Origin of the sequence: Micromonospora sonchi (genome assembly GCF_014646235.1) — a bacterium.
Taxonomy (GTDB): domain Bacteria; phylum Actinomycetota; class Actinomycetes; order Mycobacteriales; family Micromonosporaceae; genus Micromonospora; species Micromonospora sonchi.
Map to the genome: position 1 here is coordinate 148,726 of NZ_BMNB01000008.1, position 25,092 is coordinate 173,817.

General features: G+C 72.2%; 27 protein-coding genes. 11 read left to right on the forward strand and 16 right to left on the reverse strand.

Annotation, left to right across the window (positions count from 1 at the left end):
- Window positions 1-35: 35 nt before the first annotated feature.
- From rpmF to rsmD, 5 genes are all read right to left on the reverse strand, one after another.
- The gene (gene rpmF, locus IEY61_RS10960; protein ID WP_189043165.1) at window positions 36-209 is read right to left on the reverse strand and encodes a 50S ribosomal protein L32; all 174 of its coding nucleotides are present in this window, start codon (window positions 207-209) and stop codon (window positions 36-38) included.
- A gap of 5 nt (window positions 210-214) precedes the next feature.
- The gene (locus IEY61_RS10965; RefSeq protein WP_189043167.1) at window positions 215-778 is read right to left on the reverse strand and encodes a YceD family protein; all 564 of its coding nucleotides are present in this window, start codon (window positions 776-778) and stop codon (window positions 215-217) included.
- 99 nt (window positions 779-877) lie between these two features.
- Entirely contained in the window at window positions 878-1,375 is a 498-nt protein-coding gene (locus IEY61_RS10970; protein WP_189043169.1) for a hypothetical protein, read from the reverse strand.
- Window positions 1,376-1,619: 244 nt separating this feature from the next.
- Complete coding sequence (gene coaD / locus IEY61_RS10975; RefSeq protein ID WP_189043171.1) at window positions 1,620-2,102, reverse strand: pantetheine-phosphate adenylyltransferase; 483 nt, start codon at window positions 2,100-2,102, stop codon at window positions 1,620-1,622.
- The gene (gene rsmD, locus IEY61_RS10980) at window positions 2,099-2,662 is read right to left on the reverse strand and encodes a 16S rRNA (guanine(966)-N(2))-methyltransferase RsmD (RefSeq protein WP_189043172.1); all 564 of its coding nucleotides are present in this window, start codon (window positions 2,660-2,662) and stop codon (window positions 2,099-2,101) included. Before rsmD ends, coaD begins: the two co-directional genes overlap by 4 nt.
- Window positions 2,663-2,981: 319 nt before the next feature.
- On the opposite strand from rsmD, the gene IEY61_RS10985 reads away from it, so the two are divergent.
- Window positions 2,982-3,986 carry a cell wall anchor protein gene (locus tag IEY61_RS10985; RefSeq protein WP_189043174.1) on the forward strand — a complete coding sequence of 335 codons (1,005 nt, stop codon included), beginning with the start codon at window positions 2,982-2,984 and terminating at the stop codon, window positions 3,984-3,986.
- A gap of 383 nt (window positions 3,987-4,369) precedes the next feature.
- The gene (locus IEY61_RS10990; RefSeq protein WP_189043176.1) at window positions 4,370-5,872 is read left to right on the forward strand and encodes a cell wall anchor protein; all 1,503 of its coding nucleotides are present in this window, start codon (window positions 4,370-4,372) and stop codon (window positions 5,870-5,872) included.
- 115 nt (window positions 5,873-5,987) lie between these two features.
- Here the strand turns inward: IEY61_RS10990 and recG are convergent, their stop codons facing one another.
- Together recG and fakA are read right to left on the reverse strand one after the other, a co-directional pair.
- Window positions 5,988-8,186: an ATP-dependent DNA helicase RecG gene (recG, locus tag IEY61_RS10995; protein ID WP_189043178.1), complete on the reverse strand. Its 2,199-nt coding sequence runs from the start codon at window positions 8,184-8,186 to the stop codon at window positions 5,988-5,990.
- Window positions 8,183-9,790, reverse strand: a complete 1,608-nt coding sequence (gene fakA, locus IEY61_RS11000) for a DAK2 domain-containing protein (RefSeq protein WP_189043180.1) — start codon at window positions 9,788-9,790, stop codon at window positions 8,183-8,185. Before fakA ends, recG begins: the two co-directional genes overlap by 4 nt.
- Window positions 9,791-10,057: 267 nt before the next feature.
- Here fakA and rpmB point away from each other — a divergent pair, with 267 nt between their 5' ends.
- Complete coding sequence (rpmB, locus tag IEY61_RS11005) at window positions 10,058-10,249, forward strand: 50S ribosomal protein L28 (RefSeq protein WP_093401721.1); 192 nt, start codon at window positions 10,058-10,060, stop codon at window positions 10,247-10,249.
- Between the two features lie 184 nt (window positions 10,250-10,433).
- On the opposite strand, the gene IEY61_RS11010 is transcribed toward rpmB, so the two are convergent.
- Both IEY61_RS11010 and IEY61_RS11015 read right to left on the reverse strand, forming a co-directional pair.
- Window positions 10,434-10,901, reverse strand: coding sequence for a GNAT family N-acetyltransferase (locus IEY61_RS11010; RefSeq protein WP_189043182.1), 468 nt, complete (start codon window positions 10,899-10,901; stop codon window positions 10,434-10,436).
- A gap of 44 nt (window positions 10,902-10,945) precedes the next feature.
- A complete protein-coding gene (locus tag IEY61_RS11015) occupies window positions 10,946-11,884 on the reverse strand; it encodes a thiamine-phosphate kinase (RefSeq protein WP_189043184.1) in 939 nt (312 codons plus the stop codon).
- Between the two features lie 203 nt (window positions 11,885-12,087).
- Between IEY61_RS11015 and IEY61_RS11020 the strand changes: the two genes are divergently transcribed.
- Window positions 12,088-12,321 (forward strand): Lrp/AsnC ligand binding domain-containing protein, encoded by a 234-nt coding sequence (locus IEY61_RS11020; RefSeq protein WP_013284547.1) that lies wholly within the window; start codon window positions 12,088-12,090, stop codon window positions 12,319-12,321.
- A 15-nt stretch (window positions 12,322-12,336) separates the two neighbouring features.
- Window positions 12,337-12,945, forward strand: coding sequence for a DUF3515 family protein (locus IEY61_RS11025; RefSeq protein WP_229705827.1), 609 nt, complete (start codon window positions 12,337-12,339; stop codon window positions 12,943-12,945).
- Between the two features lie 94 nt (window positions 12,946-13,039).
- On the opposite strand, the gene IEY61_RS11030 is transcribed toward IEY61_RS11025, so the two are convergent.
- Both IEY61_RS11030 and IEY61_RS11035 read right to left on the reverse strand, forming a co-directional pair.
- Window positions 13,040-14,146 (reverse strand): D-alanine--D-alanine ligase family protein, encoded by a 1,107-nt coding sequence (locus tag IEY61_RS11030; RefSeq protein WP_189043188.1) that lies wholly within the window; start codon window positions 14,144-14,146, stop codon window positions 13,040-13,042.
- A 151-nt stretch (window positions 14,147-14,297) separates the two neighbouring features.
- Entirely contained in the window at window positions 14,298-14,534 is a 237-nt protein-coding gene (locus IEY61_RS11035) for a hypothetical protein (RefSeq protein ID WP_189043191.1), read from the reverse strand.
- 260 nt (window positions 14,535-14,794) lie between these two features.
- Here IEY61_RS11035 and IEY61_RS11040 point away from each other — a divergent pair, with 260 nt between their 5' ends.
- The gene (locus IEY61_RS11040) at window positions 14,795-15,640 is read left to right on the forward strand and encodes a helix-turn-helix domain-containing protein (protein WP_189043193.1); all 846 of its coding nucleotides are present in this window, start codon (window positions 14,795-14,797) and stop codon (window positions 15,638-15,640) included.
- 5 nt (window positions 15,641-15,645) lie between these two features.
- Window positions 15,646-15,846, forward strand: a complete 201-nt coding sequence (locus tag IEY61_RS11045; protein ID WP_189043195.1) for a DUF397 domain-containing protein — start codon at window positions 15,646-15,648, stop codon at window positions 15,844-15,846.
- A gap of 108 nt (window positions 15,847-15,954) precedes the next feature.
- On the opposite strand, the gene IEY61_RS11050 is transcribed toward IEY61_RS11045, so the two are convergent.
- From IEY61_RS11050 to IEY61_RS11070, 5 genes are all read right to left on the reverse strand, one after another.
- Window positions 15,955-17,016: an ROK family protein gene (locus IEY61_RS11050; protein ID WP_189043197.1), complete on the reverse strand. Its 1,062-nt coding sequence runs from the start codon at window positions 17,014-17,016 to the stop codon at window positions 15,955-15,957.
- The gene (locus IEY61_RS11055) at window positions 17,009-17,869 is read right to left on the reverse strand and encodes a putative protein N(5)-glutamine methyltransferase (RefSeq protein ID WP_189043199.1); all 861 of its coding nucleotides are present in this window, start codon (window positions 17,867-17,869) and stop codon (window positions 17,009-17,011) included. The genes IEY61_RS11050 and IEY61_RS11055 overlap by 8 nt, the downstream gene beginning before the upstream one ends.
- The gene (locus IEY61_RS11060; RefSeq protein ID WP_189043200.1) at window positions 17,869-19,023 is read right to left on the reverse strand and encodes a cystathionine gamma-lyase; all 1,155 of its coding nucleotides are present in this window, start codon (window positions 19,021-19,023) and stop codon (window positions 17,869-17,871) included. Before IEY61_RS11060 ends, IEY61_RS11055 begins: the two co-directional genes overlap by 1 nt.
- A 6-nt stretch (window positions 19,024-19,029) precedes the next feature.
- Entirely contained in the window at window positions 19,030-20,028 is a 999-nt protein-coding gene (locus IEY61_RS11065; protein WP_189043202.1) for an NAD(P)H-dependent glycerol-3-phosphate dehydrogenase, read from the reverse strand.
- 76 nt (window positions 20,029-20,104) lie between these two features.
- Window positions 20,105-20,839 (reverse strand): lysophospholipid acyltransferase family protein, encoded by a 735-nt coding sequence (locus IEY61_RS11070; protein ID WP_189043203.1) that lies wholly within the window; start codon window positions 20,837-20,839, stop codon window positions 20,105-20,107.
- Window positions 20,840-20,969: 130 nt separating this feature from the next.
- Between IEY61_RS11070 and cofC the strand changes: the two genes are divergently transcribed.
- From cofC to IEY61_RS11090, 4 genes are read left to right on the forward strand one after another with little or no spacing between them, the layout of a single operon-like run.
- Window positions 20,970-21,599 carry a 2-phospho-L-lactate guanylyltransferase gene (gene cofC, locus IEY61_RS11075; protein WP_189043206.1) on the forward strand — a complete coding sequence of 210 codons (630 nt, stop codon included), beginning with the start codon at window positions 20,970-20,972 and terminating at the stop codon, window positions 21,597-21,599.
- Between the two features lie 29 nt (window positions 21,600-21,628).
- The gene (locus IEY61_RS11080) at window positions 21,629-21,826 is read left to right on the forward strand and encodes a cold-shock protein (protein WP_189043209.1); all 198 of its coding nucleotides are present in this window, start codon (window positions 21,629-21,631) and stop codon (window positions 21,824-21,826) included.
- A gap of 54 nt (window positions 21,827-21,880) precedes the next feature.
- Window positions 21,881-24,085: an RNA degradosome polyphosphate kinase gene (locus IEY61_RS11085; RefSeq protein WP_189043211.1), complete on the forward strand. Its 2,205-nt coding sequence runs from the start codon at window positions 21,881-21,883 to the stop codon at window positions 24,083-24,085.
- A gap of 24 nt (window positions 24,086-24,109) precedes the next feature.
- The gene (locus IEY61_RS11090) at window positions 24,110-24,982 is read left to right on the forward strand and encodes an NUDIX hydrolase (RefSeq protein ID WP_189043213.1); all 873 of its coding nucleotides are present in this window, start codon (window positions 24,110-24,112) and stop codon (window positions 24,980-24,982) included.
- Window positions 24,983-25,092: the final 110 nt, after the last annotated feature.

Consider the following 25,092-nt stretch of genomic DNA (forward strand, 5'->3'; position numbering starts at 1 on the left):
CGACCCGTGGTCGGAGACGTCACTCGGCGTCCGGGTCAGACCTCGAGGACCTGGCGGCCGTTGTAGGTGCCGCAGACAGAGCAGGCGGAGTGCGGCAGCTTCGGGGACTTGCACTGCGGGCAGGCCACGGTCGCGACCGCCGCGGCCTTCCAGTTCGCCCGGCGCGACCGGGTGTTGCTGCGCGACATCTTGCGCTTGGGGACGGCCACGGTTCTTACTCCTCTTTACGGGTCAGTTGCGACAGGCCCGCCCAACGCGGGTCGATCTGCTGGTGGCTGTGGTCGGCCGGCAGATCGTCCCGGTGTACCCCGCATTCGGGGCACAGGCCAGGGCAGTCCTGCCGGCAGAGCGGGTTGGTCGGCAGCGCCAGCACCACCGCGTCCCGCACCGCCGGTTCCAGGTCGATCAGGTCTCCCTGCATCCGACCGACTTCATCGGGCTCGGTGGTGATGTCCGTGGTGCTGTTCTCGTACGCGTACAGCTCCTGGATCGTCACCGTCACCGAGTCGTTGATCTCACGCAGGCAGCGACCGCACTCGCCACGGACCGGACCGCTGACAGTCCCCGAGACGAGCACGCCCTCGGACACCGACTCCATCCGCAGATCGAGGTCGAGGTCCGCGCCCTCCGGCACGCCGATCAATTCCAGGCCGAGGTCCGACGGAGCCGGAACCACCCGTTGGACGGCACGCCAAACACCAGGCCGGCGCGGAAGTTCCCTCGTGTCGAGGACCAGCGGCGACCTGGGGTCGGGTGCGGTGAGTGAGTGTTTGGGCATAGTTAGACTCCGGCCGGTGAGGGGGCCGACAAATGAGGTTACCTGGGTGAGCAGGCCAGCGTCGAACCGGGGCCCCGCTGGTTCAGCCTGCTGACCTGTTCAGAACGGCAGTGGGCGTTCCGCCTCGTCGCCGCCGAAGGTGCCGATCTCCCGCAACGCGTGCATCTTGTCCCGCCCGCGCTCGATGGAGGCCAGCGCCCGGGTGAGGAACTGCTCGAAGTTGGCCAGCGCGGTGTCGACGTAGTCGTCGACCTCCTCGCGTAGGCGCTGCGCCTCGGCCCGCGCCTCGGCGATGATCCGGGCACCCTCGTGCTCGGCGGAGACGGTGATCTCGTTCACCGACACCAGGCGGGCGTGTTCCGCCTCACCCTCGCCGATGATCCGGTCCGCCTCCCGCTTGCCGGCATCCATGATCTTGTCCCGCTCCTCCAGCAGGACAGCGGCCCGGCGCAGGTCGGCGGGGAGTTCAGCGCGCAGTTCGTCGAGGGCCGCGATCATCTCGCCCCGATCGACCATGCAGTTGTTGCGCGACATCGGGACGGAGCGCGCCTGCTCCACCATGGCGATCAGTTCGTCGATGCGGTCGAGCGGGTCCACCGGTACCTCACTCCTGTCGTTCGTCGGGCCGGCCTACATCATGCGGCCTGCGGCCGGGTTCCCGCTTCATCCAATGATGTCGTCCCCACCCCTCCCCCACCCCACCCCTGCCCCGGCGCGTCGCCCCTCTGCCCCCGCACCACTCCGTCGATCTTGCACTTTTGGTCGCCGAAAAAGCGGATGAAAGGGACAGAAGGGCGACCGAAAGTGCAAGATCGCGGGGATGGGCGCCGGGCGTGGAGGGTCAGGCGGGGGGAACGAGGCGGGCTTTGAGGGCCTCGTGCACGAGGTCGGGGACGTGGGGGGTGACGTCACCGCCCCACTTGGCGACGTCCTTGACGAGGCTGGAGGAGAGGAAGGAGTAGAGCGGATTGGTCGGCATGAACAGCGTCTCGACCCCGGCGAGGCCGATGTTCATCTGAGCCATCTGCAACTCGTAGTCGAAGTCGCTGACCGCCCGAAGGCCCTTGATCAGCACGGTCGCCCGCTGGGCCCGGCAGAAGTCCACCAGCAGGCCGCGGAACGACTCCACCCGCACGTTGTCGTAGGAGGCGGTCACCTCGCGAAGCATGTCGATGCGCTCCTCGACGCTGAACAGTCCGCTCTTCGACTGGTTGATCAGCACACCGACGATCACCTCGTCGAACAGCCGGCTGGCGCGGCCGATGATGTCGAGGTGACCGTTGGTGACGGGGTCGAACGAGCCGGGGCACACCGCACGTCTCATGATCGGCGACCGTACCAAAGGGTGGTCTCGCCGTACCGGCGACTGCGCAGGCCAGTGATGCTCTCCACCCATTTGACGGGTCCGCCGCGACTGGAGCGTTCCACCACCACCGTCGCCTCGGGCGCCAGCCAGCCGCCGTCGACCAGCGCGGCGAGCATGGTGGTCACCGCGTCGTCCGACACCGTGTACGGCGGATCGGCGAAGACCACGTGGTACGGATCGCCGTCGGGCCCGGCGGCCAGGATCGTGGCGACCTTCCCGGTGACCAGCCGGGCCGCCGGCACCGCCCGCAGGGCTGCCAGGTTCTCCCGGATCACCCGGGCGGCACGCGGGTCGGACTCCACCAGCAGCACGTGCGCGGCCCCTCGGGACAGCGCCTCGAGGCCGACCGCGCCCGATCCGGCGTACAGGTCGGCGAAGCGCGCGCCGTCCAGGTCGATCTCCGCCTCGAGAGAGCTGAAGAGCGCCTCGCGCACCCGGTCGGAGGTCGGCCGGGTGGCGGCACCCGGGGGTGCGGTGATCCGCCGACCGCCGAGGCTGCCGGCGACGATCCGGGTCACCGGGCACCCCCGCCGACGCCTCGGCTCGCTTCGTTCGGCCCCGCGCACCGGAGTGGATGGCCCGCTCGCTGCCGCTCGCTCATGCCCCGACGCTACGCGATGCCCAGCCGGCCGCCGGACAACCGACGCACGACCACTCCGCAATCACGTGAAGACCTTACGTATATGAAAGATCACGGATTGACAACATCATCCTTAGGTTTCGCTGAAGGCTATGGCGCAACGGCGCGGATCGATAATCTCTGCCGGGTGTCGGACGCGATGTGTGGTTCTTCCCCCGCCCGACCTAATCCTCCGGTTTCCCCTGACAGGAGTAGACGTGAACCGTCTGAACTTCCGGCGTGTCGCGGCGGCTGCCGCCGGTGCGCTGATCGGCCTGGCTGGCGTCGCCGTCGTCGCCTCCCCGGCCAGCGCCCACCACCCCATCATCAAGGGAGTCGGCTGCAAGCTCACGGATGGCAGCAAGAAGATCACCTGGACCGTCTCGAACAGCGAGCGGGACCTGGAAGGCAAGATCACGCACGTCTCCACCGGGGTCCGCACTCCGGTCACCAACATCGCCGTCAAGGCCGTGCTGCCGAAGGCCGGCGAGGGATCGCTGGTCGGTGAGCAGATCGTCCCGAGGAACGTCAGCGACCGGGACATCACGCTGGCCGTGACCGCCGAGTGGACGCGGCACCGCAAGGTGCACACGCGGAACGCGAAGGAGAGCGCGACGGTCATCGGCAACTGCCCGAAGCCGCCGAAGCCGACGCCGACGCCGAGCGAGGAGCCCACCGAGGAGCCCACGCCGTCGCCCACGCCGAGCGAGGAGCCCACCGAGGAGCCCACGCCGTCGCCCACGCCGAGCGAGGAGCCCACCGAGGAGCCCACGCCGAGCGAGGAGCCGACCGAGCCGGCGCCGTCGCCGAGCCCGACCGTGCCGAACGAGCCGGAGCCGGGTGAGCCGACCTTCGAGCTCATCGAGACCTGCGACGAGCTGACCTTCCAGATCAACAACCCGGCCGACGGTGTGGCCTTCCAGATCACGCTGACCTCGGAGAAGGGTGAGGTCAAGACGCTGGACGCCGTTCCGGGTCAGACCACCTCGGTCTCCTTCGACGCGTACGAGGGCCTGGTCGTCACCCCGAGCTTCGAGGACGAGAAGGGTGACCCGATCGCCTGGGAGCAGCCGGAGGACTGCGACAACGGCGGGGGCGGCGGCGGTCTGCCGGTCACCGGTGCCGCGACCGGCGGCATCATCGCCGGTGCGGTCGTGCTGCTGGCCGCAGGTGCAGCCCTGTTCGTGGTGACCCGCCGTCGGCGACTGCGCTTCACCGCCTGACCTGACCTGAACCGGTCCTGAAACCGAGGGCGCGTCGACCACCCGGTCGGCGCGCCCTCGGCGCGTCTGTCCGAGGACTTTCCCGCCGCGCAAAGGCGGGCGGCACCGCGCACACCGCACGCGAGTGGCGCATAGTGGACAAGACACCCATGGCGCACTATCGGTGACGATCCGTATATCAATGATCTCGCATCGATAACATCATTCTTAAGCCCGCCTGAAGGCTGTATCGACAGTCGCGATCTCGCTAAGGTCGGCCGGGTGCCGGCATATGCCGCCGGTTCAACGGCACGGTGGACATCCCCTTCTGGCGCGGCGAGCTTCGCCGGCGCCGTCCGTTGCCACCCACACCGAACAGACGCTTCTTCACCCCGGGAGTACGCGTGATCCGACCCAAGCTGTCGCTGCGGCGACCGCTGGCTGTCCTGTCAGCCGCCCTCATCGGCATGACCGGAGCAGCGGCGATGGCCACTCCGGCCAGCGCTCACCACACCACCATCACCGGCAAAGTCGTCTGCGACCAGCTGACCGGCGAGCGGGTGATCACGTGGAAGGTGGAAAACAGCGAGCTCAGGACGGCTGCCACCGTCACGAAGGTGACCGCCGAGCCGTCGACCCCGGTCAAGGTCCTCGTGGCCGGCGCCGACCCCGTCGACCTGCAGGGCTTCGCGATCGGCCGGGGCGGCTCCGTCGAGGCCGTCCAGCGGGTGCCGGGCGACACCTTGAACGCCAAGCTCACCGTCGAGGCCCGGTGGGACAACAACCGTACGCAGACCAACAGCGGCACCATCAAGCTCGACCGTGACGCGCCGTGCGCCCCGGCACCGGAGTGCGTCGACGCCAGCCAGGCGAAGTACAGCCACACGTTCGACGGCGCGAACGGGAAGGCGACCGTCAAGCTGGAGGGCGACCTGCCGCTGTGCGGCGAGGAGAAGCAGTACTTCACCCTGGTGTCGTACTTCGCGCCGCGTCCGCAGTTCGCCACCCCGCAGTACGTCTACGGCGAGCCGGACAGCAACTACCTCGGCGGCACGCAGACCGAGATCGAGCTCAACGTCGGTGTGCCGGAGTGCCACACCCAGGTCGACCTGATCTGGGGCGGCCTGGACGAGATCATCGACCCGCTGGTCGAGGGCGGCCCGCTCTACGGCAACAAGAAGCTGGGCGAAAAGGGCGCGCCCGGCAACCGCTCGTCCGGCCCGCCCGGCTGGTACAACGGCGGCAGCAAGAACTGCACCACCCCGGCGTCCACCTTCGCCTCCTCCTGCGACGGCACCGTGACCGTCTCGCTGAGCAACGACGGTTCGATCTCGCGGTACCCGGTGGAGTTCGAGGTCCGGGGCGCCAACGGCTGGTCCAAGAAGGTCACCGTCGAGCCGGGCAAGGCCGACAACGAGACCGTGGTGCCCGCCGAGAACGCCGGCAAGATCGAGGTGCTGGTCGACGGCAAGGTGATCGAGAACGGCACGTACACCTGGGAGCGCCCGGAGGACTGCCCGCTGCCGGCCGTGACCACCGACGCCGACTGCGACACCTTCACCCTGACCGCCACCAACCCGGAGGGGAACTCGCCGGTCAAGGTGGAGTTCACCTACGGCGACCAGACCGAGACCCGTACCGTCGAGCCGGGCAAGTCGGAGACGGTCTCCTTCAAGGCCGGTGACGACGAGGCCGCCCTGGTCGTCCTGCCCGAGCTGGGCCTGGAGCTTGAGGTCGTCTACGCGCCCGAGGGCTGCGAGGGTGGCGGCGGCGGTGGCGAGGAGCCGGGCCTGCCGGTGACCGGTGCCGCAGCCGGTGGCATCGCCGCGGGCGCCGTCGCTCTGCTGGCGGTGGGCGCGGTGCTGTTCGTGATGGCGCGGCGTCGGCGGATCCACTTCACCGCCTGAGCTGAGCTGAGCGAAGCGAAACGTTAAGAAGGGGCCCTTTCTCTACCCAGGGCGTTAATAGGGGGCCCTTCCTTACACCAACTGAGGGGCGTGCCGACCACGGTCGGAACGCCCCTCAGCCCTTTTCGAGGTACTCGGCGCGGTCGGCGTCGACCAGGGCCGCGACCGAGGCGGCCAGCGCCGGATGACGGGACAGGTCCGGATCCTCCTCCACCAGGGCGATCGCCTCCGCCCGGGCATCCCGGATCAGGTCGGCGTCGCGCAGCAGCGACAGCAGCCGCAGGTGCGAACGGTGGCCGGACTGGGCGGCGCCCAGCACGTCGCCTTCCCGCCGTTGCTCCAGGTCGAGTTCGGCGAGCTTGAAGCCGTCGGTGGTGGACGCGACGGCGTCCAGCCGCTCCCGGGCGCTGCTGCCCTCGGTCGCCTCGGTCACCAGCAGGCAGAGCCCGGCGGCGCTGCCCCGGCCCACCCGGCCCCGCAGCTGATGCAGCTGGGAGACCCCGAAACGGTCGGCGTCCAGCACCACCATCATGGTCGCGTTGGGCACGTCCACGCCGACCTCGACCACCGTGGTGGCCACCAGCACGTCCAGCTCACCGCCGGCGAAGGAGCGCATCACCGCGTCCTTCTCGTCGGCGGGCAGCCGGCCGTGCAGGACGCCGATGCGCAGCCCGTGCAGCGGCCCCTCGGCCAGCAGCGGGGCGACCTCGGCCACCGCGAGCGGCGGTCGCCGCCCGGTGTCGTCGACCGCCGGCGGCTCCTCCTCGGCCCCGACCCCGCCGATGCGGGGGCAGACCACGTACGCCTGGTGGCCGGCGGCGACCTCCTCGCGCAGCCGGCCCCAGGCCCGGTCGAGGAACGCCGGCTTCTCGGCGGCCGGCACCACGTGCGAGGCGATCGGCGACCGGCCGCGCGGCAACTGGGACAGGGTGGAGATCTCCAGATCGCCGTAGACCGTCATGGCCACCGTGCGCGGGATCGGGGTGGCGGTCATCACCAGCACGTGCGGCGGCTGGTCGGCCTTGGCGCGTAGCGCGTCGCGCTGCTCCACGCCGAAGCGGTGCTGCTCGTCGACCACCACCAGGCCGAGATCGGCGAAGTCGACTCCCTCGTAGAGCAGGGCGTGGGTGCCGAGCACGATGCCGGCGGCACCGCTGGCGACCTCGGCCAACGCCCGCCGCCGGGCCGCCGCGCCGAGCGAGCCGGTGACCAACTCGACCCGGGTGGCGTGCTCGGCGGCGCCCAGCTCACCGGCCTGGGCGAGCGGGCCGAGCAGGTCGAGCATGCCCCGGTGGTGCTGGGCGGCCAGCACCTCCGTCGGGGCGAGCAGCGCGGCCTGCCCACCCGCGTCGACCACCTGGAGCATGGCCCGCAGCGCCACCACGGTCTTGCCCGACCCGACCTCGCCCTGCAACAGGCGGTGCATCGGATGGCCGGTGGCCAGGTCCGCCGCGATCTCGGTGCCCACGTCCCGCTGCCCACCGGTCAACTCGTACGGCAGTCGGGCATCGAACGCGTCCAGCAGGCCGCCCGCCCGTGGCGGCCGGGGCCGCGCCGGCCAGGCGGCGGCCTGGTGCTTGCGCCGGACCAGGGTCAGCTGCACGGCGAACGCCTCGTCCCACTTCAACCGGCGGCGGGCCCGGTAGAGCTCCTCCCGGCTGGACGGACGATGGATCTCGCGCAGCGCGCCGCCGAGGCCGACCAGCTTCCGGCTGGCCCGCACCGTGGCGGGCAGTGGGTCCTCCGGCGGCGCCACGGTGTCCAGCACCACCCGTACGCACCGGGCGATCACCCAGGTCGGCACGGCCGCGGCGGCCGGGTAGACCGGGATGAGCGCCCCGGCGAACTCCTCGATCTGCTCGCTGGCCGCAGCCTCGGTGTCGGTCTGGTCGCCGAGCAGGACGTACTCCGGCCCGTTGAGCTGGCGCCTGCCCCGGAACTCGGTGACCTTGCCGGCGAACAGCCCCCACCGGCCGGGGCGCAGCTCCCGCTCCCGCCACGCCTGGTTGCCGAAGAAGGTCAGCGAGAGGGTGCCGCCGGAGTCGTCGCCGACGGTCACCTCCAGCAGGTTGCCCCGGCGCTGACGCATCGGGCGTACGGCGGTGCGCTGCACCTGGGCCAGCACGGTGACCTGCTCACCGACGTCGAGCGCGCGGATGTCGGTGTGTTCGCCGCGCTCGTCGTAGCGGCGCGGAAAGTGGTAGATCAGGTCACCCGCGGTGTGCAGGTCGAGGTGGCTGGCCAACGCCTTGGCGGTCTTCTCGCCGACCAGCTTCTTCAGCGGGGTGTCCACCGTGGACGTATCAGAGGTCATTCGACACCTACCAGCAATGGATAGCGCGGCTGTCCGCCCGGGTACGCCTGCACCTCGACAAAGGGCCAGCGGCGGGCGATGTGGGTCTGCACCGCGTCGGCCAGCCCGTCCGGCGCGTCGGCCCCGACGAGCAGCGTGACCAGCTCACCGCCGCCGCCGAGCATCCCGTCGACCAGGGTCACGCAGGTGTCCACCAGGTCGGTGCCGATCAGGTGCACCTCCCCCTCGACCAGGGCGAGCACGTCACCGGCGCGGCAGGGCCCGGCGACCGTGAGCGCCTCCCGGCCGGCGTGGCACACCTCGGCGTACCGGCAGGCGCCCGCGGCCTCGGCCATCGCGATCACGTCGTCGGAGAAGCGGCGACGTGGGTCGCGTACGGCGAGCGCGGCCAGCGCCTGCACCGGCGACCGGGTGGGCACCACGCTGACCCTCACCCCGAGCCGGTGCGCCTCCTCGGCGACCCGATTCGCCACCGCCTGCGCGTCAGGGTCGTTGGGCAGCACCACCACGCGGGCCGCGCCAGTGGCCCGTACCGCCTCCAGCAGCTCTCCGGTCGAGGGGTTGCCGGGCACCGCGAGCGCACCCTCGGCGGTGAAGAGTTCGGCGAGCCCGGAGCCGGCGGCCACCACCACGGCGGCCCGGCCGTCCTTGGCCGGGACCGGTGCCGCCTGGTCGGCGAAGCGGGTCACCGAGATCTGGTGCGGCCGGCCGGCCACCACGCCGGCCTCGATCGCCGCGCCGACGTCGTTGACGTGCACGTGCACCTGCCAGGTGCCGACCGAGGCGCTGCCGTCGCCGACCACCACCAGGGAGTCGCCGAGCGCGGCCAGGGTGTCCTGCATCCGCCGGACGGCCTCGGGTACGGCGTCGAGCAGGAACTGCACCTCGTAGGCGTACTCCGGGGAGCCGGTCTCCCGGGCGGCGGTGACCGGCGGCGGAACCGTCCGGGCCGCCGGCGCCGGTCGCTCCGGGCTCTCCCCCGTGACCACCTCGACCAGGGCGTCCAGCAGCAGGCACAGCCCCTGCCCACCGGCGTCGACCACCCCGGCGCGGGCCAGCGCCGGCAGCTGCTCGGGCGTGCGGGCCAGGGCCGTCGCCGCGGCGCCCGCCGCCACCCGGGCCACCGTCCGAAGCTCGTCGCTGCCGGCTCGCTCGGCCGCACCGGCCGCCGCGGCAACCACCGTGAGCAGCGTGCCTTCCACCGGCCGGGCGACTGCCGTGTACGCCGCGGTGGTCGCGTCGCGCAGCGCGGCGGCCAACTCCCGGCCCCGTACCGCCGGCACGGTGGCCAACGCGTCGGCGAAGCCCCGCAGGATCTGCGACAGGATGACGCCGGAGTTGCCGCGCGCGCCGAGCAGGGCACCCCGGGCCATCAGGCGCAGCGCGTGCCCGTGCGCGGTCGAGGCGCCGTCGGCGAGGGTGTCGAGATCCATCGCCAGGGCCTGCTGCGCCGAGGTGAGGGTGAGTACCAGGTTGGTGCCGGTGTCGCCATCGGGCACCGGGTAGACGTTGAGGTCGTCGATCTCACCCTGGTGCCGCTTGAGCGCGGCCAGGCCGCTGGCGCACCAGCGGCGCACAGCGGCGGCGTCGAGGGTGTCCAGCACGGTGGAAGCCTACTGGCGTACGCTGACCCCCGCCGGACCGCCGGGCGGCTGCGGTGAAAGGAAGGGCCCCCTATTAACGCCTAGTGCATAGGAGGGGCCCCTTCTTAACAGCCCGGCCGGGTGTGCCCCGGCGTACCCGCCAGCAGGTCGGGCGGGCGAGGGCCGAGCCCGGTTGGGCGGGTGGCTGCGGCATCGGGTAACCTGGCCAGGTTGCCCGGGCAGTGCCTGGCGGCGACCTCATGAACGTTTCAAACTCAGGAGTATCCCGTGGCTAGCGTGTGCGACGTCTGTGGCAAGGGGCCGGGCTTCGGCCACAACGTGTCCCACTCGCACCGGCGGACCAACCGCCGCTGGAACCCGAACATCCAGTCGGTGCGCACCCCGGCCGGTGGCGGCACGACCAAGAAGCTGAAGGTCTGCACGTCCTGCATCAAGGCGGGCAAGGTGGCCCGCGCCTGACGCGGCAGCACCCGACACGCCACGAGCATCGATTGCCGGCGGGCCAGCAGGTCCGCCGGCATTGTCGTGTCCGCGTCCGGCCGCCGGCCGCCACGCGGCGCACCGGGGTCGGCACGCTCGCTCGCCGCGGATGTTAAAAAGGGGCCCTTCCTATGCACGAGGCGTTAAAAAGGGGCCCTTCCTTTCACAAGGTGCGGCCGAAGGAGAGGCAGCCGGGGGCGTCGGCGTAGAAGCCGAAGTTGGGGATCCGCTCGTAGCCGGCCGCGGCGTACAACGCGATCGCCTCGGGCTGGCGGTCGCCGCACTCCAGGATGATCCGCTTGCGGCCGTGTTCCCGGGCCGAGCGTTCGATGGCGGCCAGCACCGTCCGGGCCACCCCGCGCCCCCGGGCCTGCGGTGCGGTGTACATCCGCTTCAGCTCGGCGGTGTCGCCCTCGTCACCGTGGCTGCGCCAGCCACCGCAGCCGACCGGCTGCCCGTCGAGCCGCGCGACCAGGAACACCCCGGCCGGCGGCACGAACTCGCTCGGGTCGACCGGGGTGTCGTCGCCGCTGCCGCCGTACCGGGCGCCCAGGTCAGCCAGGGCGGCGGTGATCAACCGCTGTGCCACCGGGGAGTCGAACGGCACCTCGTGGATCTCGATCTCCTGCACCCGAGAAGGTTACGACCACCACGGCTGGGTGCCGGAAGGCGACCTCAACGGAAGTGGTCCCAGCCGGCCGGACCGTCGAACCGGGCACCGTCCACGGTCACCCCGGAGCCCTCGGTGACCCGGCCGATGGCCCGCCAGCCGTCCGGCAGCACCGTCGCCGGCGGGAAGGCCGCGGCCAGCGCGTGGTCGTCGCCACCAGCCAGCAGCCAGGCGTACGGGTCGACACCGAGCGCCTGGGCGGCGTCGCGCATCTGCGGCGGCACGTCGAAGGCGTCCCGGTCGACGTCGATGGCCACCCCGCTGGCCTTCGCCACGTGCCCGAGGTCGGCGAGCAGCCCGTCCGAGACGTCGATCATGGCGGTGGCACCGAGCCGGGCGGCCAGTGGCCCGGCCGGATAGGGGACCTCCGGCCGCCGGTACGCCTCGACCAGCAGCCGGGGCGTGCGGAACCCGCGGGAGAGCACGGTGAACCCCGCCGCCGCGTACCCGGTGCGGCCGGCCAGGGCGACCAGGTCGCCGGGGCGGGCGCCGGCCCGACTGACCGGCGCCCGGCCGGCCAGGTCGCCGAGGGCGGTGACGGCGATGGTCAGGGTGGGGCTGGCCGACATGTCTCCGCCGACCACGCTGGCACCCACGCCCGACGCCTCCGCACCGATCCCGTCCGCCAGTTCCTCCACCCAGCCGGCGGAGAGACCGGCCGGTACGCAGAGCGCCACCAGCAGTGCGGTCGGGTCGGCGCCCATCGCCACCACGTCGGCGAGGTTGGCCGCCGCCGCCCGCCGGCCGATGTCGTACGCCCCGGACCAGTCCCGGCGGAAGTGCCGTCCCTCGACCAGCACGTCGGTCGAGGCGACCACCCGGGCGTCCGGCGCGGCGACGACGGCCGCGTCGTCGCCGGGGCCGAGCAGCACCGTGGGTCCGTACGACAACCGGGCGGTCACCCGGTCGATCAGGCCGAACTCCCCGACCCCCGCGACGCTCACGCCGCCGCTCCGCTCCGCTGCGCAACGGCGCGAGGCGCCACGCTGCTGAGCCCAATGGTTCGCTCACTACGCTCGCTCACGCCGCCGCTCCGCTCCGCTCGCTCACCGCTTCTCCTTGACCACCGATAGGGATCACGCCTGGTCCGTAAGGTACTTTCTCCCTTCGGGCCGCCTGGCGGGCGGCGACGGAGAGAGGTCGAGTCGTGGTGCAGGCGTACATCCTCATCCAGACCGAGGTCGGCCGGGCGCGTGACGTGGCCGGTCTAATCGCGGACCTCGCCGGTGTGGTCCGGGTCGACGCCGTGACCGGGCCGTACGACGTGGTCGTGCTCACCGAGGCAAACACCGTCGACGAACTCGGCAAACTCATCGTCAGCAAGGTGCAGATGGTGCCCGGCATCACTCGCACCCTCACATGTTCGGTGGTGCGCCTGTAAGTGGACAAGGACAAGATCACCCAATCTTCGGTCGCCGAGGCCGAGCGCCCGGCGAAGGCACCCGACCGGTCCAACCGCAGCGCGGCGCTGATCGCCACGGCGGTGGCCCTGCCGGTGACCCTGCTGGTGGGCGCGCTGGCGTTCGCCAACCTCGCCCCGGACAACCCGGCCGCCGCGCCGGACCCCACCCCGACCACCGCCCAGCCGAGTTCCACCGCGCCGGTCGAGATGGCCGCCCCGGCGCTGGCCGAGCGCCCGGCGATCGTCTGCCGCGCCCTGCTGGCCCAGCTGCCCACCTCGATCCGCGACCTGCCGCAGCGGCCGGTGACCGCCGGGCCCGAGCAGAACGCCGCGTACGGCGACCCGGCGCTGACGGTGGCCTGCGGCGGCGCCGAGCCCGAGGTGCAGCAGACCGACCACGTGTACGTGGTCAACGCGGTCTGCTGGCACGCGACGGAGCGGGCCGACGTCACGGAGTTGACGACGGTCGACCGGGAGACCGCGGTCACCGTCCGGGTGCCGCACTTCTACGGCGAAGGGCTGCAATGGGTGGCCCCGATCTCCGAGACGATCGTCGAATCGATCCGCTCGGCGGGCCCGGTGCCGTCCGGCTGCACCTCCTGACCGCCGGCTGCGCCGGACGGCCGACCGGTGCTGGCCGGGGCCCGGGTCGCCGCCGGTCGGGTGCTGGCCGGGGCCCCGGGTCGCTCGCCGGCGGTCAGTGCTGACCGGGTCCCCGGGTCAGGGCGGTGCGGATGAGCCGGTCGACCAGCTTCGGGTACTCCAGTCCGGCGGCCGCCCACATCCGGGGGAACATCGACGTCGGGGTGAAGCCGGGCATCGTGTTGATCTCGTTGAGGTAGACGTCCAGCTCGGGGGTGACGAAGAAGTCGACCCGGGCCAGCCCGGCGCAGTCCAGCGCGGTGAAGGCGCGGACAGCGTACTCGCGCACCTGCCGGGTGACCCGCTCCGGCAGGTCGGCCGGGATGTCGTACTCGCAGGCCGACTCCGCGTCGATGTACTTGGCCTCGAAGTCGTAGAAGTCGTAGTCGCCGATCACGCGCACCTCGGCGAGCACGGACGCCTCCGGCATCCCGCCGGCCTCGCCCTCCAGCACACCGCACTCGATCTCCCGGCCAACGATGGCGCCCTCGACCAGCACCTTGCTGTCGATCTTGCGGGCGACGGCGATGGCCGCGTCCAGTTCCGCCCAGTCCTTGACCTTTGTGATGCCGAAGGATGACCCGGCCCGGGACGGCTTGACGAAGACCGGCAGGCCGAGCCGCTGCTTCTCCGCCTCGCTGAGCGTCGTCCCGCTGCGCAGCACCGCGTACGGGCCGACCGGAATGCCCTCGGCGACGCAGAGTTTCTTGGTGAACTCCTTGTCCATGGCGGCGGCCGAGGCGAACACCTTCGCCCCCACGTACGGGATGCCGGCCATCTCCAGCATGCCCTGAATGGTGCCGTCCTCGCCGTAGGGGCCGTGCAGCACGGGGAACACCACGTCCACATCGGCCAGGGCCCGGGGGCCCTCGGTCGGGTCGAGCACCAGCAGCCCGTTGCCGGTCGGGTCGGCCCGCAGCACGATGTCGGTGCCCGACTCGGCGGTGATCTCCGGCAGCCGGCGGGCGTCGATCGCCAACCGGCCCGGGTCGCCGTCGGTCAGTACCCACTGACCCGCCCGGGTGATGCCCACCGGCACCACCTCGAACTCGTCCGGATCGAGTGCGCCGAGCACGCTGCCGGCGCTGACGCAGGAGATGCCGTGCTCCGGGCTGCGGCCGCCGAAGACGATCGCGACACGGGTCTTTCCTGGGGTGGTCACTGCGCTCACCTTTCCGGGAGGCACTGCTGGCGCTCTCCCGGATGACCTTACTGTGGGTGGCGAGAACGGGTAGTCGATACCCTGCGAGAACGCGGGAAGGTCGTAATCGACCAACAATGCGCATACGGAGCGTAATCGGACAAGAGCTCGATCAGCCCGCCGCCTCCCGCCCCCCGTACGCGTGCCGTCGACCGATGGCGATCACCTTGACCCGCTGCCGGCCGGCCCGCACCATGCCCAACGCCATGAACGCACCGGCGATCCGCTCGGCCGCTTCCCGGCTGCTCGCGCCGACCACCTGGCGGCGGCGTTCGGGCGAGGTCCGCTCGTTGCGGCCGTCCCCCTCGTAGGGACGGACGTCGGTCAGCACCACCAGGAAGCGCGTCATCGCAGCCTACCGGGGTGACAGTCTTCGAACACGTCGCTTTCCTTCCGGCGCGGCGACTATGGCGTGGGCACGCGGCGGCCGAGCACGGGGGAAAACCCGACCGCCGCGCGCCCCATCCCCTCCGGTCGCTCACCACCACCGTCGCCACGACAACCGGCGGTGAGGACGCGCTAACAGGTTGACATCCTGACGGGCATGAATGCAACTCTCACCGACGTTTTCTCATGTACAGAGTCCCAAATACGTGCGACCATCGATGCATGGCACCGAAGACCGCACGTGCCCGTCGGCTGGGCATCGCCCTGCGCCTCCATCGGGAGGCCGCCGGCCTCACCCTGGAGGCCGCGGCGGATGAGATCAACAGCACCCGAAGCACGTTGTCCCGCTACGAGAACGCGAAGAGCCTGGTCAACCCGGCCATCGTGCGCGCGCTGCTCACCCTCTACGGGGCCAGCGCGGACGAAGTCGCGGCGGCCGTCGCGCTGGCCAAGGACGCCCGCAAGCCCGGCTGGTGGGTTTCCTACTCGTACCTGCTCGACCGGCGCACCATCGACTTCATCTCGCTGGAGGCCGAGGCGACCGGCATCTTCAACTTCGAACCCTCCGTGGTGCCCGGCCTGTTGCAGACCGCCGACTACATCCGCAGCGTGATGCGGGGTGGTCCGCACACCCTCAGCGACAGCGACGTCGAAGATCGGGTGCACCTGCGGCTGGACCGGCAGCAACGGCTCGCCGGAGAGGACCCGCCGATCTTCGACGCGATCCTCGACGAGGCCGCCCTGCTGCGCCCGGTCGGTGACGACTCGGCGATGCAGGGGCAACTGCGCCACCTGCTCAAGATGAGTGAACTGCCGAACATCACCGTTCAGGTGATCCCGTTGGCCGCCGGTTACCACCGGGGCACCCGGGGTTCGCTGCACATTCTCGAGTTCGCCGACCCGGAGGACCCGATCATCGCCTCGGTGGAGACGGTCGCCGGTCAGATGATTCTCGACCGCCCCGACGACCTGCGCACCTGCACCAAGATCATGGAACACCTGCGGACCGTCGCGCTCAGCCCGACGGACAGCCGCGACGCAATCGCCAACACCCTGAAGGGACGGTAACTGGCATGACACCGACGATCAGCGCGGCGGTCGCCGTGGTCGGATGGCGCAAGAGCAGCCACAGCGGCGACGAAGGAGCCTGCGTGGAGGTGGGGGTCGTCCCCGGGACGGTGGCCGTGCGCGACTCCAAGGACCCGGGCGGTCCGCTGCTGCTCTTCCCGCCGGCCGCCTGGAGCGCCTTCGCCCAGGCACCGCCGACCCGCTGACCGCGCCACGACCGACACACCCCAGAGCCGCTGACCGGGCCGGTAAGGGCACCGCCGGCCCGGTCAGCTTCATTCCGGCCGCCGATACCTGACGGAAGCGGTGCCGACTCAGCCGCCGACCAGCGGAGGCGGCGGTGGTGGCGGGGGTTCGGCGCGTACCGCCTCCAGGGCCGCGAGCGCCACGCCACGTGCGCCAGCCATGTCCCGGTCCGGCACCAGCGCGAAGGTGGCCAGGGCCGCCTGCTCCGCGCGGAGTCGGGTGTGCTGGCGCACCGTCGCGAGGAACCAGTCGCGGAACTCCGGGACCGTCTCCACCACTCCACCACCGACGAAGTACGCGTGCGGATCGGTGAAGTTGGCCGCGATCGTGAACAGCGCTCCGAGCGCCCGCGCCTGCTGGGCGAAGATCTCCCGGGCCAGTTCGTCGCCGCGCTCGCCGTGGTCGCGGACCAGCCTCGCCGCCCGCGCCGGCGGCACATCCGCCAGCGGGTGCTCCGGGAACCGGGCCAGCCAGTACGGCAGCAGGTTGCGTTCGATCGCGGTCAGCGAGGCGATGCTCTCCACGTCACCGGCAAAGCCGCAGGCACAGATCGGCACCGGCTGCCGTGGCGCCAGCACCTCCGCCAGCGGGATGTGCACGTGCCCCAGCTCGCCGGCCATCCCCGCGGCACCGGCGATCACCCGGCCCTCCTCGATCAGGCCGCCGCCCAGCCCGGTGCCGACGATCGCGGAGACCGAGGACCGTCGCATCGCATCGGCGCCGAAGTGGACGTGGTGGGCGTAGAGCGCGGCGGCGTTGCCGTCGTTGTGGTAGAGCACCGGCAGCCCGAGCCGACGCTCCAGCGCGCCCCGGATGTCATAGCCGCGCCAGGCCGGCTGGGAGAAGTTCGTCGACCCCTTCGACGAGATCACCCCGGTGGCGCTGGCCGGGCCGGGCGTGTCCAGCCCGACCGCGCGTACCTGCGCACGGAGCACCCCGGTCAGGGCCAGCACGCCCTCGAAGGCTCGGGCCATCGCCTCGACCGCCGCCTCCGGGCCGGCCAGCACCTCGCTGGGCGTCTCCACCAGCCGGTCGACCAGGAACCGCCCGTCGAGCGTGAGGACGGTGGCGTTGTTGCTCGTACCGCCGTTGTCGATCCCGACGACCACCGGCACCGCTGCGCTACCCATCCGACCTCCGCTTCCCGCCGTCCGACCTGTGGTGAGCATTCTCGCGCCGCCGACCCGCCATGTCGGTCGGACGCCGCGCCGTCATCGCGGTGGCGCCGAGCGATTCGTCCCGGACCACCTCCGCGACCAGTCCGATCTCGGTCAGCACCGCCCGCAGCTCGTCGACCTGGCGCGCGCCGACCTCCACCACCAGGTGCCCGCCGGGGGCGAGCCAGCTCAGCGCGGCAACGGCGATCCGGCGCAGCACCGCCAGGCCGTTCGCCCCACCGTCCAGCGCCACCGGTGCCTCGTGCTGGCGGGCTTCCGCCGGCAGCAGGGTCAACTCCCCCGTCGGCACGTACGGGGCGTTCGCCACCACCAGGTCGAGGCCGCCGCGCCAGGCGACCGGCAGCGGGTCGAAGAGGTCACCGACGAAGACGGGCACGTCCAGGTCGGCCAGGTTGCGCCGCGCGCAGGACACCGCCGCCGGGTCCAGGTCGACCGCGGCCAGCAGGCGGGGCGCGACGAGCCGACGGGCCAGGGCCCGGGTCAGTGCGCCGGAGCCGCAGCACAGCTCGACCACGGCCGCCGCCGGCCCGGTCACCGCAGCGGCCGCCGTGACCAGCAGGGCGGTACGCGCACGCGGCACGAACACCCCGGGCTCGACGGCGATCCGCTCGCCGCAGAACTCCGCCCAACCGAGCACGTACTCCAGCGGCTCTCCGACGACTCGTCGATCCACCAGGCCGGCGAGCGTCTCCGGGCCGGCGGCGGCCTCGACGAGCAGCCGGGCCTCGTCCTCGGCCCAGACGCAGCCGGCGGCCCGCAACCGGGCGACCACAGCGGCCCGCTCGGCCGGGGAGACAGGCGCCATCAGGCGGCGTCCAGTGCGGCCGCGACGTCGGCGACGAGGTCCACGCTGTCCTCCACGCCGCAGGAGAGCCGGACGAAACCCGGCGCGGTGTCGTCGCCCCACTGCGCCCGCCGGTCCGCCGATGTGTGCAGGCCACCGAAGGAGGTCGCCGCCGCAACCAGCCGGGACGCCTCCAGGAACCGGGCGACCCGCTCGGCGCTGCCGAGGTCGAAGGAGAGCACCCCGGGCATCCGCCGTAGCTGGCGCGAGGCCACCGGGTACGCCGGATCGTCCGCGAGTCCCGGCCAGCGCAGCCCGGACACGTCGGCGCGAGCCGCCAGCAGCCGGGCGAGCGCCTCGGCGTTGGCGCTCTGCCGCCCGAGCCGCAGATCGAGCGTGGCCAGCGAGCGGTGGGCCAGCCAGGCGTCGAAGGCACCGGGCACCGCCCCGGTGGCGGTCCGCCAGGCGGTGAGCCGGCCCAGCAGCTCCGCCGACCGGGTGGCGAGGTAGCCGAGCAGCAGGTCGGAGTGGCCGGTCAACGCCTTGGTGCCGGAGGCGACCACCAGGTCCGCGCCGAGGTCCAGCGGACGCTGCCCGAGCGGCGTGGCGGTGGTGTTGTCCACCGCCAGCAGGGCTCCGGCCGAGCGGGCCCGCTCGGCCAGCGCGGGCAGGTCGACCACGTCCAGTCCCGGGTTGGCCGGCGTCTCCACCAGCACCAGACGTACCCCGTCGAAGGACGGGTACGGGCCGGCGGTCGGGGCCAGCAGCACCCGTACGCCGTTGCCGGCCAGGGTCTCGGTGGCGAACGCCCGCACCGAGAAGTAGCCGTCGGCGGGGAGCACCACGCTGTCCCCCGGACGCAGCACCGCCAGCAGCAGGCCGGTGACCGCCGCCTGCCCGCTGGCGAAGACCCGGCACTCACCCCCCTCCAGCTCGCCGATCGCCGCCTCCAGCAGCCGACGGGTGGGGTTGTCCGGGCGTCCGTACCCGTTCGGCGCCGACGCCGGCCCGTGCCGAGGGTCGAGGTGGTACGGCGCGGCGAAGACCGGGCCGGGCAGGAAGGGCGCGCCCGGTACGGGCTCGGGCAGGCCGGCGTGCGCACACCGGGTGCCGTCGCCGTGCCCGGGGAAGCGGCCGTCGTGCTGCTCCTCGGTGCGATCCCGGAACTCGTTCACGCCAGCTCACTCCGGCTTCGTGGTACGGCTCATCAGGGCTCGTACCGCGACGCGGGGGTCGACACCCTCGTGGCAGACCAGCTCGACCTGCTCGGTGATCGGCATCTCCACCCCGTGCGCGCGGGCCAGGTCCCGGATCGCCAGCGCGCTCTTCACCCCTTCGGCGGTCTGCCGGGTGGCCACCCGTGCCTCCTCCAGGGTGGCGCCCCGGCCCAGGTGCTCGCCGAAGGTGCGGTTGCGCGCCGACGGTGAGGAGCAGGAGGCGACCAGGTCACCCATGCCGGCCAGGCCGGCGAAGGTGAGCGGGTCCGCGCCGAGGGCCACACCCAGCCGGGCGGTCTCGGCCAGGCCGCGGGTGACCAGCGTCGCCCGGGTGTTGTGGCCGAGACCCATCGCGGTGGCGATGCCGTACGCCAGGGCGATCACGTTCTTCACCGCCCCGCCCAGCTCGCAGCCGATCACGTCGTCGTTGGTGTAGGGGCGGAAGTACGGCGTGGTGATGGCGCTCTGCACCAGCGTGGCCCGGTCGGGGTCGGTGCAGGCGACCACGGTGGCGGCCGGTTGTCCGGCGGCGATCTCCGGTGCCAGGTTGGGGCCGGAGACCACCACCACGCGGTCGGCCGCCACCTTGGCGGTCTCGACGATCACCTCGCTCATCCGCTTGGTGGTGCCGAGTTCGATGCCCTTCATCAGGGAGACCAGCGTGGCGTCGGGATGCAGGTGCTCGACCCAGCCGGCGAGGTTGCCACGGAGCGTCTGGGACGGCACCGCCAGCACCACCATCTCCGCGCCCTTGATCGCCTCGGCGGCGTCGCCGGTGCCGGTGACCCGCTGCGGCAGCACCGCCCCGGGCAGGTACTCCGGGTTGCTCCGCTGCGTGCGGATGGTGTCGGCGATCGACTGCCGCCGGGCCCAGACGGTGACGTCCCGCCCGGCGTCGGCCAGGATCTTCGCGAACGCCGTACCCCAGGAGCCGGCCCCGAGCACCGCCACGTGCCCACTCATGCCCGCGCTCCGCCGCGCTTCGCGCCGCCGGGCGGCAGCACCGCACCGCGTCGCTGGACTGCTCGCTGACGCTCGCTCATGCGGCTGCCTCCGGGTGCTGACCCTCGGCACCGCGTCGGCCGCCACGCTGCCACAGGGGCGGAGGCGTGCCGCCCCGGATCTCGGCCAGCATGTCGCGCAGCCGCAGCATGATCACGTCGGTCATCTCCTCAAGCACCTGCCGGCTCGGTGTGGCGCCGGCCCAGCGACTCAGGTCGATCGGCGGCCCGGCCACCACGGTCACCGGGATGCGGGGCCTCGGGTTGAGTCGGGCCCGGCGCGGATCGAAGATGCGTTCCGGACCCCACATGGCCAGCGGGATCACCGGGGCACCGGTGACGAGCGCCAGCCGGGCGGCACCGGTCTTGCCCTTCATCGGCCACAGGTCCGGCTCGCGGCTGGTGGTGCCCTCCGGGTAGATGATCACCGCGCCACCCTCGTCGAGCGCTTTCACCAGGGCGTCCAGCGATCTCGCCGCGTCCACCGAGCCTCGTTCCACGGGAATCTGCCGGCACCGGTGCAGGATCCAGCCGATCACCGGCACCTTGAACACGCTCGCCTTGCCGAGGAACTGCGGCCACCGCCCGGCGTCGTAGACGTAGTGGGCACAGACCAGCGGGTCGGCGTGCGAGATGTGGTTCGGCACGATGATCACCGGGCCGTGGCGCAGGTGCTCCATGCCCCGCCAGGTACGCCGTGTCCAGACGGTCATCGCCGGCTTGACCAGCACCACGGCGAGCCATTGCCAGAACCCCAGCCTCCGCCGACCCACCCTGCCTCCTCGTGCCCGCCCCGATCCGCCCACCGGAGGAACTCCGATGACGCCCGCAGCCGAAATCATGCCTGCTCGCCCCTGGTACGGCCAGTGAGGGTACCGGTGCCGGACTGGCAGGATGGTAGGTGTGAGTCAGCCATGGACGGTGGTGGTGCCGGTCAAGCGCCTGACCGCCGCGAAGACCCGGCTGCGCGGCGGGGTGCCCGGCGTGCCGCACGAGGAGCTGGCGCTGGCCCTGACCGCCGACACGCTCGACGCGGTGCGCGCCTGCTCCGAGGTGGCGCAGGTGCGGGTGGTCACGGCCGACCCACGGGTGGCCGACACGGCCCGTCGGGCGGGCGCCCGGGTCGTTCCGGAGGTCGCGGGCACCGGCCTCAACGCCGCGTTCCGGTACGGCGCGGCGGGCGCCGCCGGCTGGGTGGTCGGGCTCACCGCCGACCTGCCCGCGCTGCGGCCGGCCGAGCTGGCGGAGGCGCTGCGAGCGGCCCGGGGCGGCCCGCCGGACGTACGCCACTTCGTGGCCGACGCGTCGGGGACCGGCACCGTGCTGCTGGCCGCACCGCCGGGCGTACCCCTGCGACCCCGGTTCGGGTCCGGCTCGGCCGCCGCGCACGCGGCCAGCGGCGCCCGCCCGCTCACCGGCGACTGGCCCAGTCTGCGGCGCGACGTGGACACCGCGGCCGACCTGGCCACGGCGGCCCGGCTCGGGCTCGGGCCGCGCACCGCGGCGCTGACCGTCGGCTGCCGCGCCGGCTGAGGCGGACGCGGCGGTGTACGGTGCTGGGCATGCAGGGCACGGTGGCGACCTTCGACGCGGCGACGCGCAGCGGTCTGCTGCTGCTCGACGACGGCACCGAGCTGGCGTTTCCCGCGCGCGCCTTCGACGCCTCCGGGCTGCGGCTGCTCCGGCTCGGCCAGCGCGTCCGGGTCGAGACCGACGCCGGCGGTGACGTCGTCCGGGTGACGCTTCCGACGATGTCCTGACGTACCCGACCGAAGTTCATTCTGCGTTAACCCTGATCGGGTGATTATGAGCGGGTGAGCACCCCTCGCGAGCGCCCCGACGACGTGGCCGGCACCGATCCGGCAGCGGCCTCCGCCGGCCTGGACGAGGTGCTCGATCCGGTTGCCGAACCCGGGCTGCCGGAGCCGGCCGACGAGCAGCCCCCGGCCGGTTGGCCCCTGCCGGAGGAGCGGTTCCTCAACCGGGAACTGTCCTGGCTCGACTTCAACGCCCGGGTGCTGGCGCTGGCCGAGGACCCGGGCACGCCCCTGCTGGAGCGGGCCAAGTTCCTGGCCATCTTCGCCAGCAACCTCGACGAGTTCTACATGGTGCGGGTGGCCGGGTTGAAGCGGCGGCTCTCCGCCGGCCTGCCGGTACGCGGCGGCGACGGGCTCCCGCTACGTACCCAGCTCGAGATGGTGGCCGAGAAGGCCGCCGCCCTGGTGACCCGGCACGCCGCCTGCTTCGTCGACGACGTGCTGCCGAAGCTGACCACCGAGGGCATTCAGATGCTGTGCTGGTCCGACCTCGGCGACGCCGAACAGGAGCGGTTGCGCAGCTACTTCCGGGACCAGATCTTCCCGGTGCTCACGCCGCTCGCGGTCGACCCGGCCCACCCCTTCCCGTACATCTCGGGTCGGTCGCTCAACCTGGCGGTGTCGGTACGCGATCCGGACGGTGGGCCCGAGCTGTTCGCGCGGGTGAAGGTGCCCAACAACGTGCCCCGGTTCGTCCGGGTCGACCGGGACCAGCCCGGGGTTCGGATGCTGCCGGTGGAGGACCTCATCTCGGTGCAGCTCGGGCAGCTCTTCTCCGGCATGCAGGTGGTGGAGTGCCACCTGTTCCGGGTCACCCGCAACGCCGAGGTGGAGGTCGACGAGGACCGCGACGAGGATCTGCTCCAGGCCCTGGAACGGGAGCTGGCCCGGCGCCGGTTCGGCCCACCGGTCCGGCTGGAGGTGGCCGCGTCGATCTCCGACCACATGCTCGAACTGCTGGTCCGCGAACTCGACATGGACACCCAGGACGTGCTGCGGGTCCGGGGTCTGCTCGACCTCTCCGCACTGTGGCAGCTGTACGACGCGGCCGACCGGCCCGATCTGAAGGACCCGCCGTTCGTCCCGGCCACCCATCCGCGACTCACCGAGGGTGAGGTGCCGCGCAGCGTCTTCGCCACCCTGCGCGACGGGGACGTCCTGGTGCACCATCCCTACCACTCGTTCGCCACCAGCGTGCAGCGCTTCATCGAGCAGGCCGCCGCCGACCCGAACGTGCTGGCCATCAAGCAGACCCTCTACCGGACCAGCGGCGACTCACCGATCGTGGACGCGCTGGTCGAGGCCGCCGCCGCCGGCAAGCAGGTGGTGGTGCTGGTCGAACTGAAGGCACGCTTCGACGAGGTGGCCAACATCGGCTGGGCGCGCACCCTGGAACGCGCCGGCTGTCACGTGGTCTACGGCCTGGTCGGCCTCAAGACCCACTGCAAGACCGCCCTGGTGGTACGCCAGGAGGGCAACCAGATCCGGCGCTACTGCCACATCGGCACCGGCAACTACCATCCCAAGACCGCGCGGCTCTACGAGGACTTCGGCGTGCTCACCGCCGACCCGGAGATCGGCGCCGACCTGACCGACCTGTTCAACGTGCTCACCGGCTACAGCCGGCAGACCGCGTACCGGCGACTGCTGGTGGCGCCGCAGGGCATCCGCAGCGGCCTGATCGAGCGCATCCAGCGCGAGATCGCCCACGTCCGGCTCGGCCAGCCGGGGCTCGTGCAGTTCAAGGTGAACGCGCTCGTCGACGAGGAGATCACCGACGCGCTCTACCGGGCGTCCCAGGCCGGGGTGCACGTCGACCTCATCATCCGGGGCATGTGCATGCTGCGCCCGGGGGTGCCGGGGCTGTCGGAGAACATCCGGGTCCGCTCGATTCTCGGCCGCTTCCTCGAACACTCCCGGATCTTCCGCTTCGGCAACAACGGCGACACCGAGTTCTGGATCGGCTCGGCCGACCTGATGCACCGCAACCTGGACCGACGTGTCGAGGCGCTGGTCCAGGTCAGCGACCCGGTGGCCCGCGCCGAGCTGGATCACGTGCTCGGCACGGCGATGAGCCCCGACGTCGAGGCGTTCGAACTGGGCGCCGACGGCACCTGGACCCGGCGTACCGGCTCGCCGAAGGCTTCCCTGGCCCACCTGCAGGATCTGTTGCTCCGCCGGGTCGGCGGCAAGACCGGTTGAGCGGCCCGGGCATAGGCTGAGCAGATGGTGGAGGCGATCCGAGCGGCCGGCGGCGTGGTGTGGCAGCCGGTGCCGGACGGCGGCGTCCAGGTGTGCCTGGTGCACCGTCCCCGGTACGGGGACTGGACGTTGCCGAAGGGCAAGCTGGAAGCGGGTGAGCACGCGCTGATCGCCGCCGCGCGGGAGGTCGCCGAGGAGGCCGACGCCCAGGCGGTGCCGCAGGTCCGGCTGCCCAGCGCGCGGTACCGCAGCGAGGGCCGACTCAAGACGGTCGACTACTGGTCCATGCGGGCGGTGGGCACCGGCGGGTTCCAGCCCGACACCGAGGTCGACGCGGTGCGCTGGCTGGACGTGGACGAGGCAATGGCGCTGGTCAGCTACCCGCACGACGCGGAGGTGCTGGCGGCGTTCGCCGCACTGCCGCCGGTCACCACGACGATGATGCTGCTCCGGCACGGGCACGCCGGAGCCCGGCTGACCTGGTCCGGCCCGGACGCGGGACGGCCGCTGGACGCACGCGGCTGGTCCGAGGCGTACGCCCTGGCGCCACTGATAGAGCTGATCCGCCCCGTACGCCTGTTCTCCGCCTCGCCCCGTCGGTGCGTGCAGACCCTGGATCCGGCCGCCGCCGCGCTGGGCCTGCCGATCGAGGTGAGCGGCGACCTGGACGAGCCGCTGGCGGGCCAGCAGTCCGACGAGTGCGTGCTGGCCGCCGCAGGCCGGCTGGCGACGCTGGCCGCTGCCGGCGAGCCGGTGGCGGTGTGCAGCCAGGGCAAGGTGATCCCGGGGGCGCTGGAACGGCTCGCCGGGCGGTGCGGCGACTACCGCACCAACAAGGGCGGCGGCTGGCTGCTCGCCTTCGCCGGCGACCAGCTGCTCGCCGCCGACCGCCTCTGAGCGGCCTTGGCGTCAGCCCGCTCACCGGCTAGCAGTATCCCCAGCGCGCAGCCTTTGCTCTGCTTCAACCCACGCAACGGTTTGCCGCCGAAACCGTTGCGTCCGGTGAA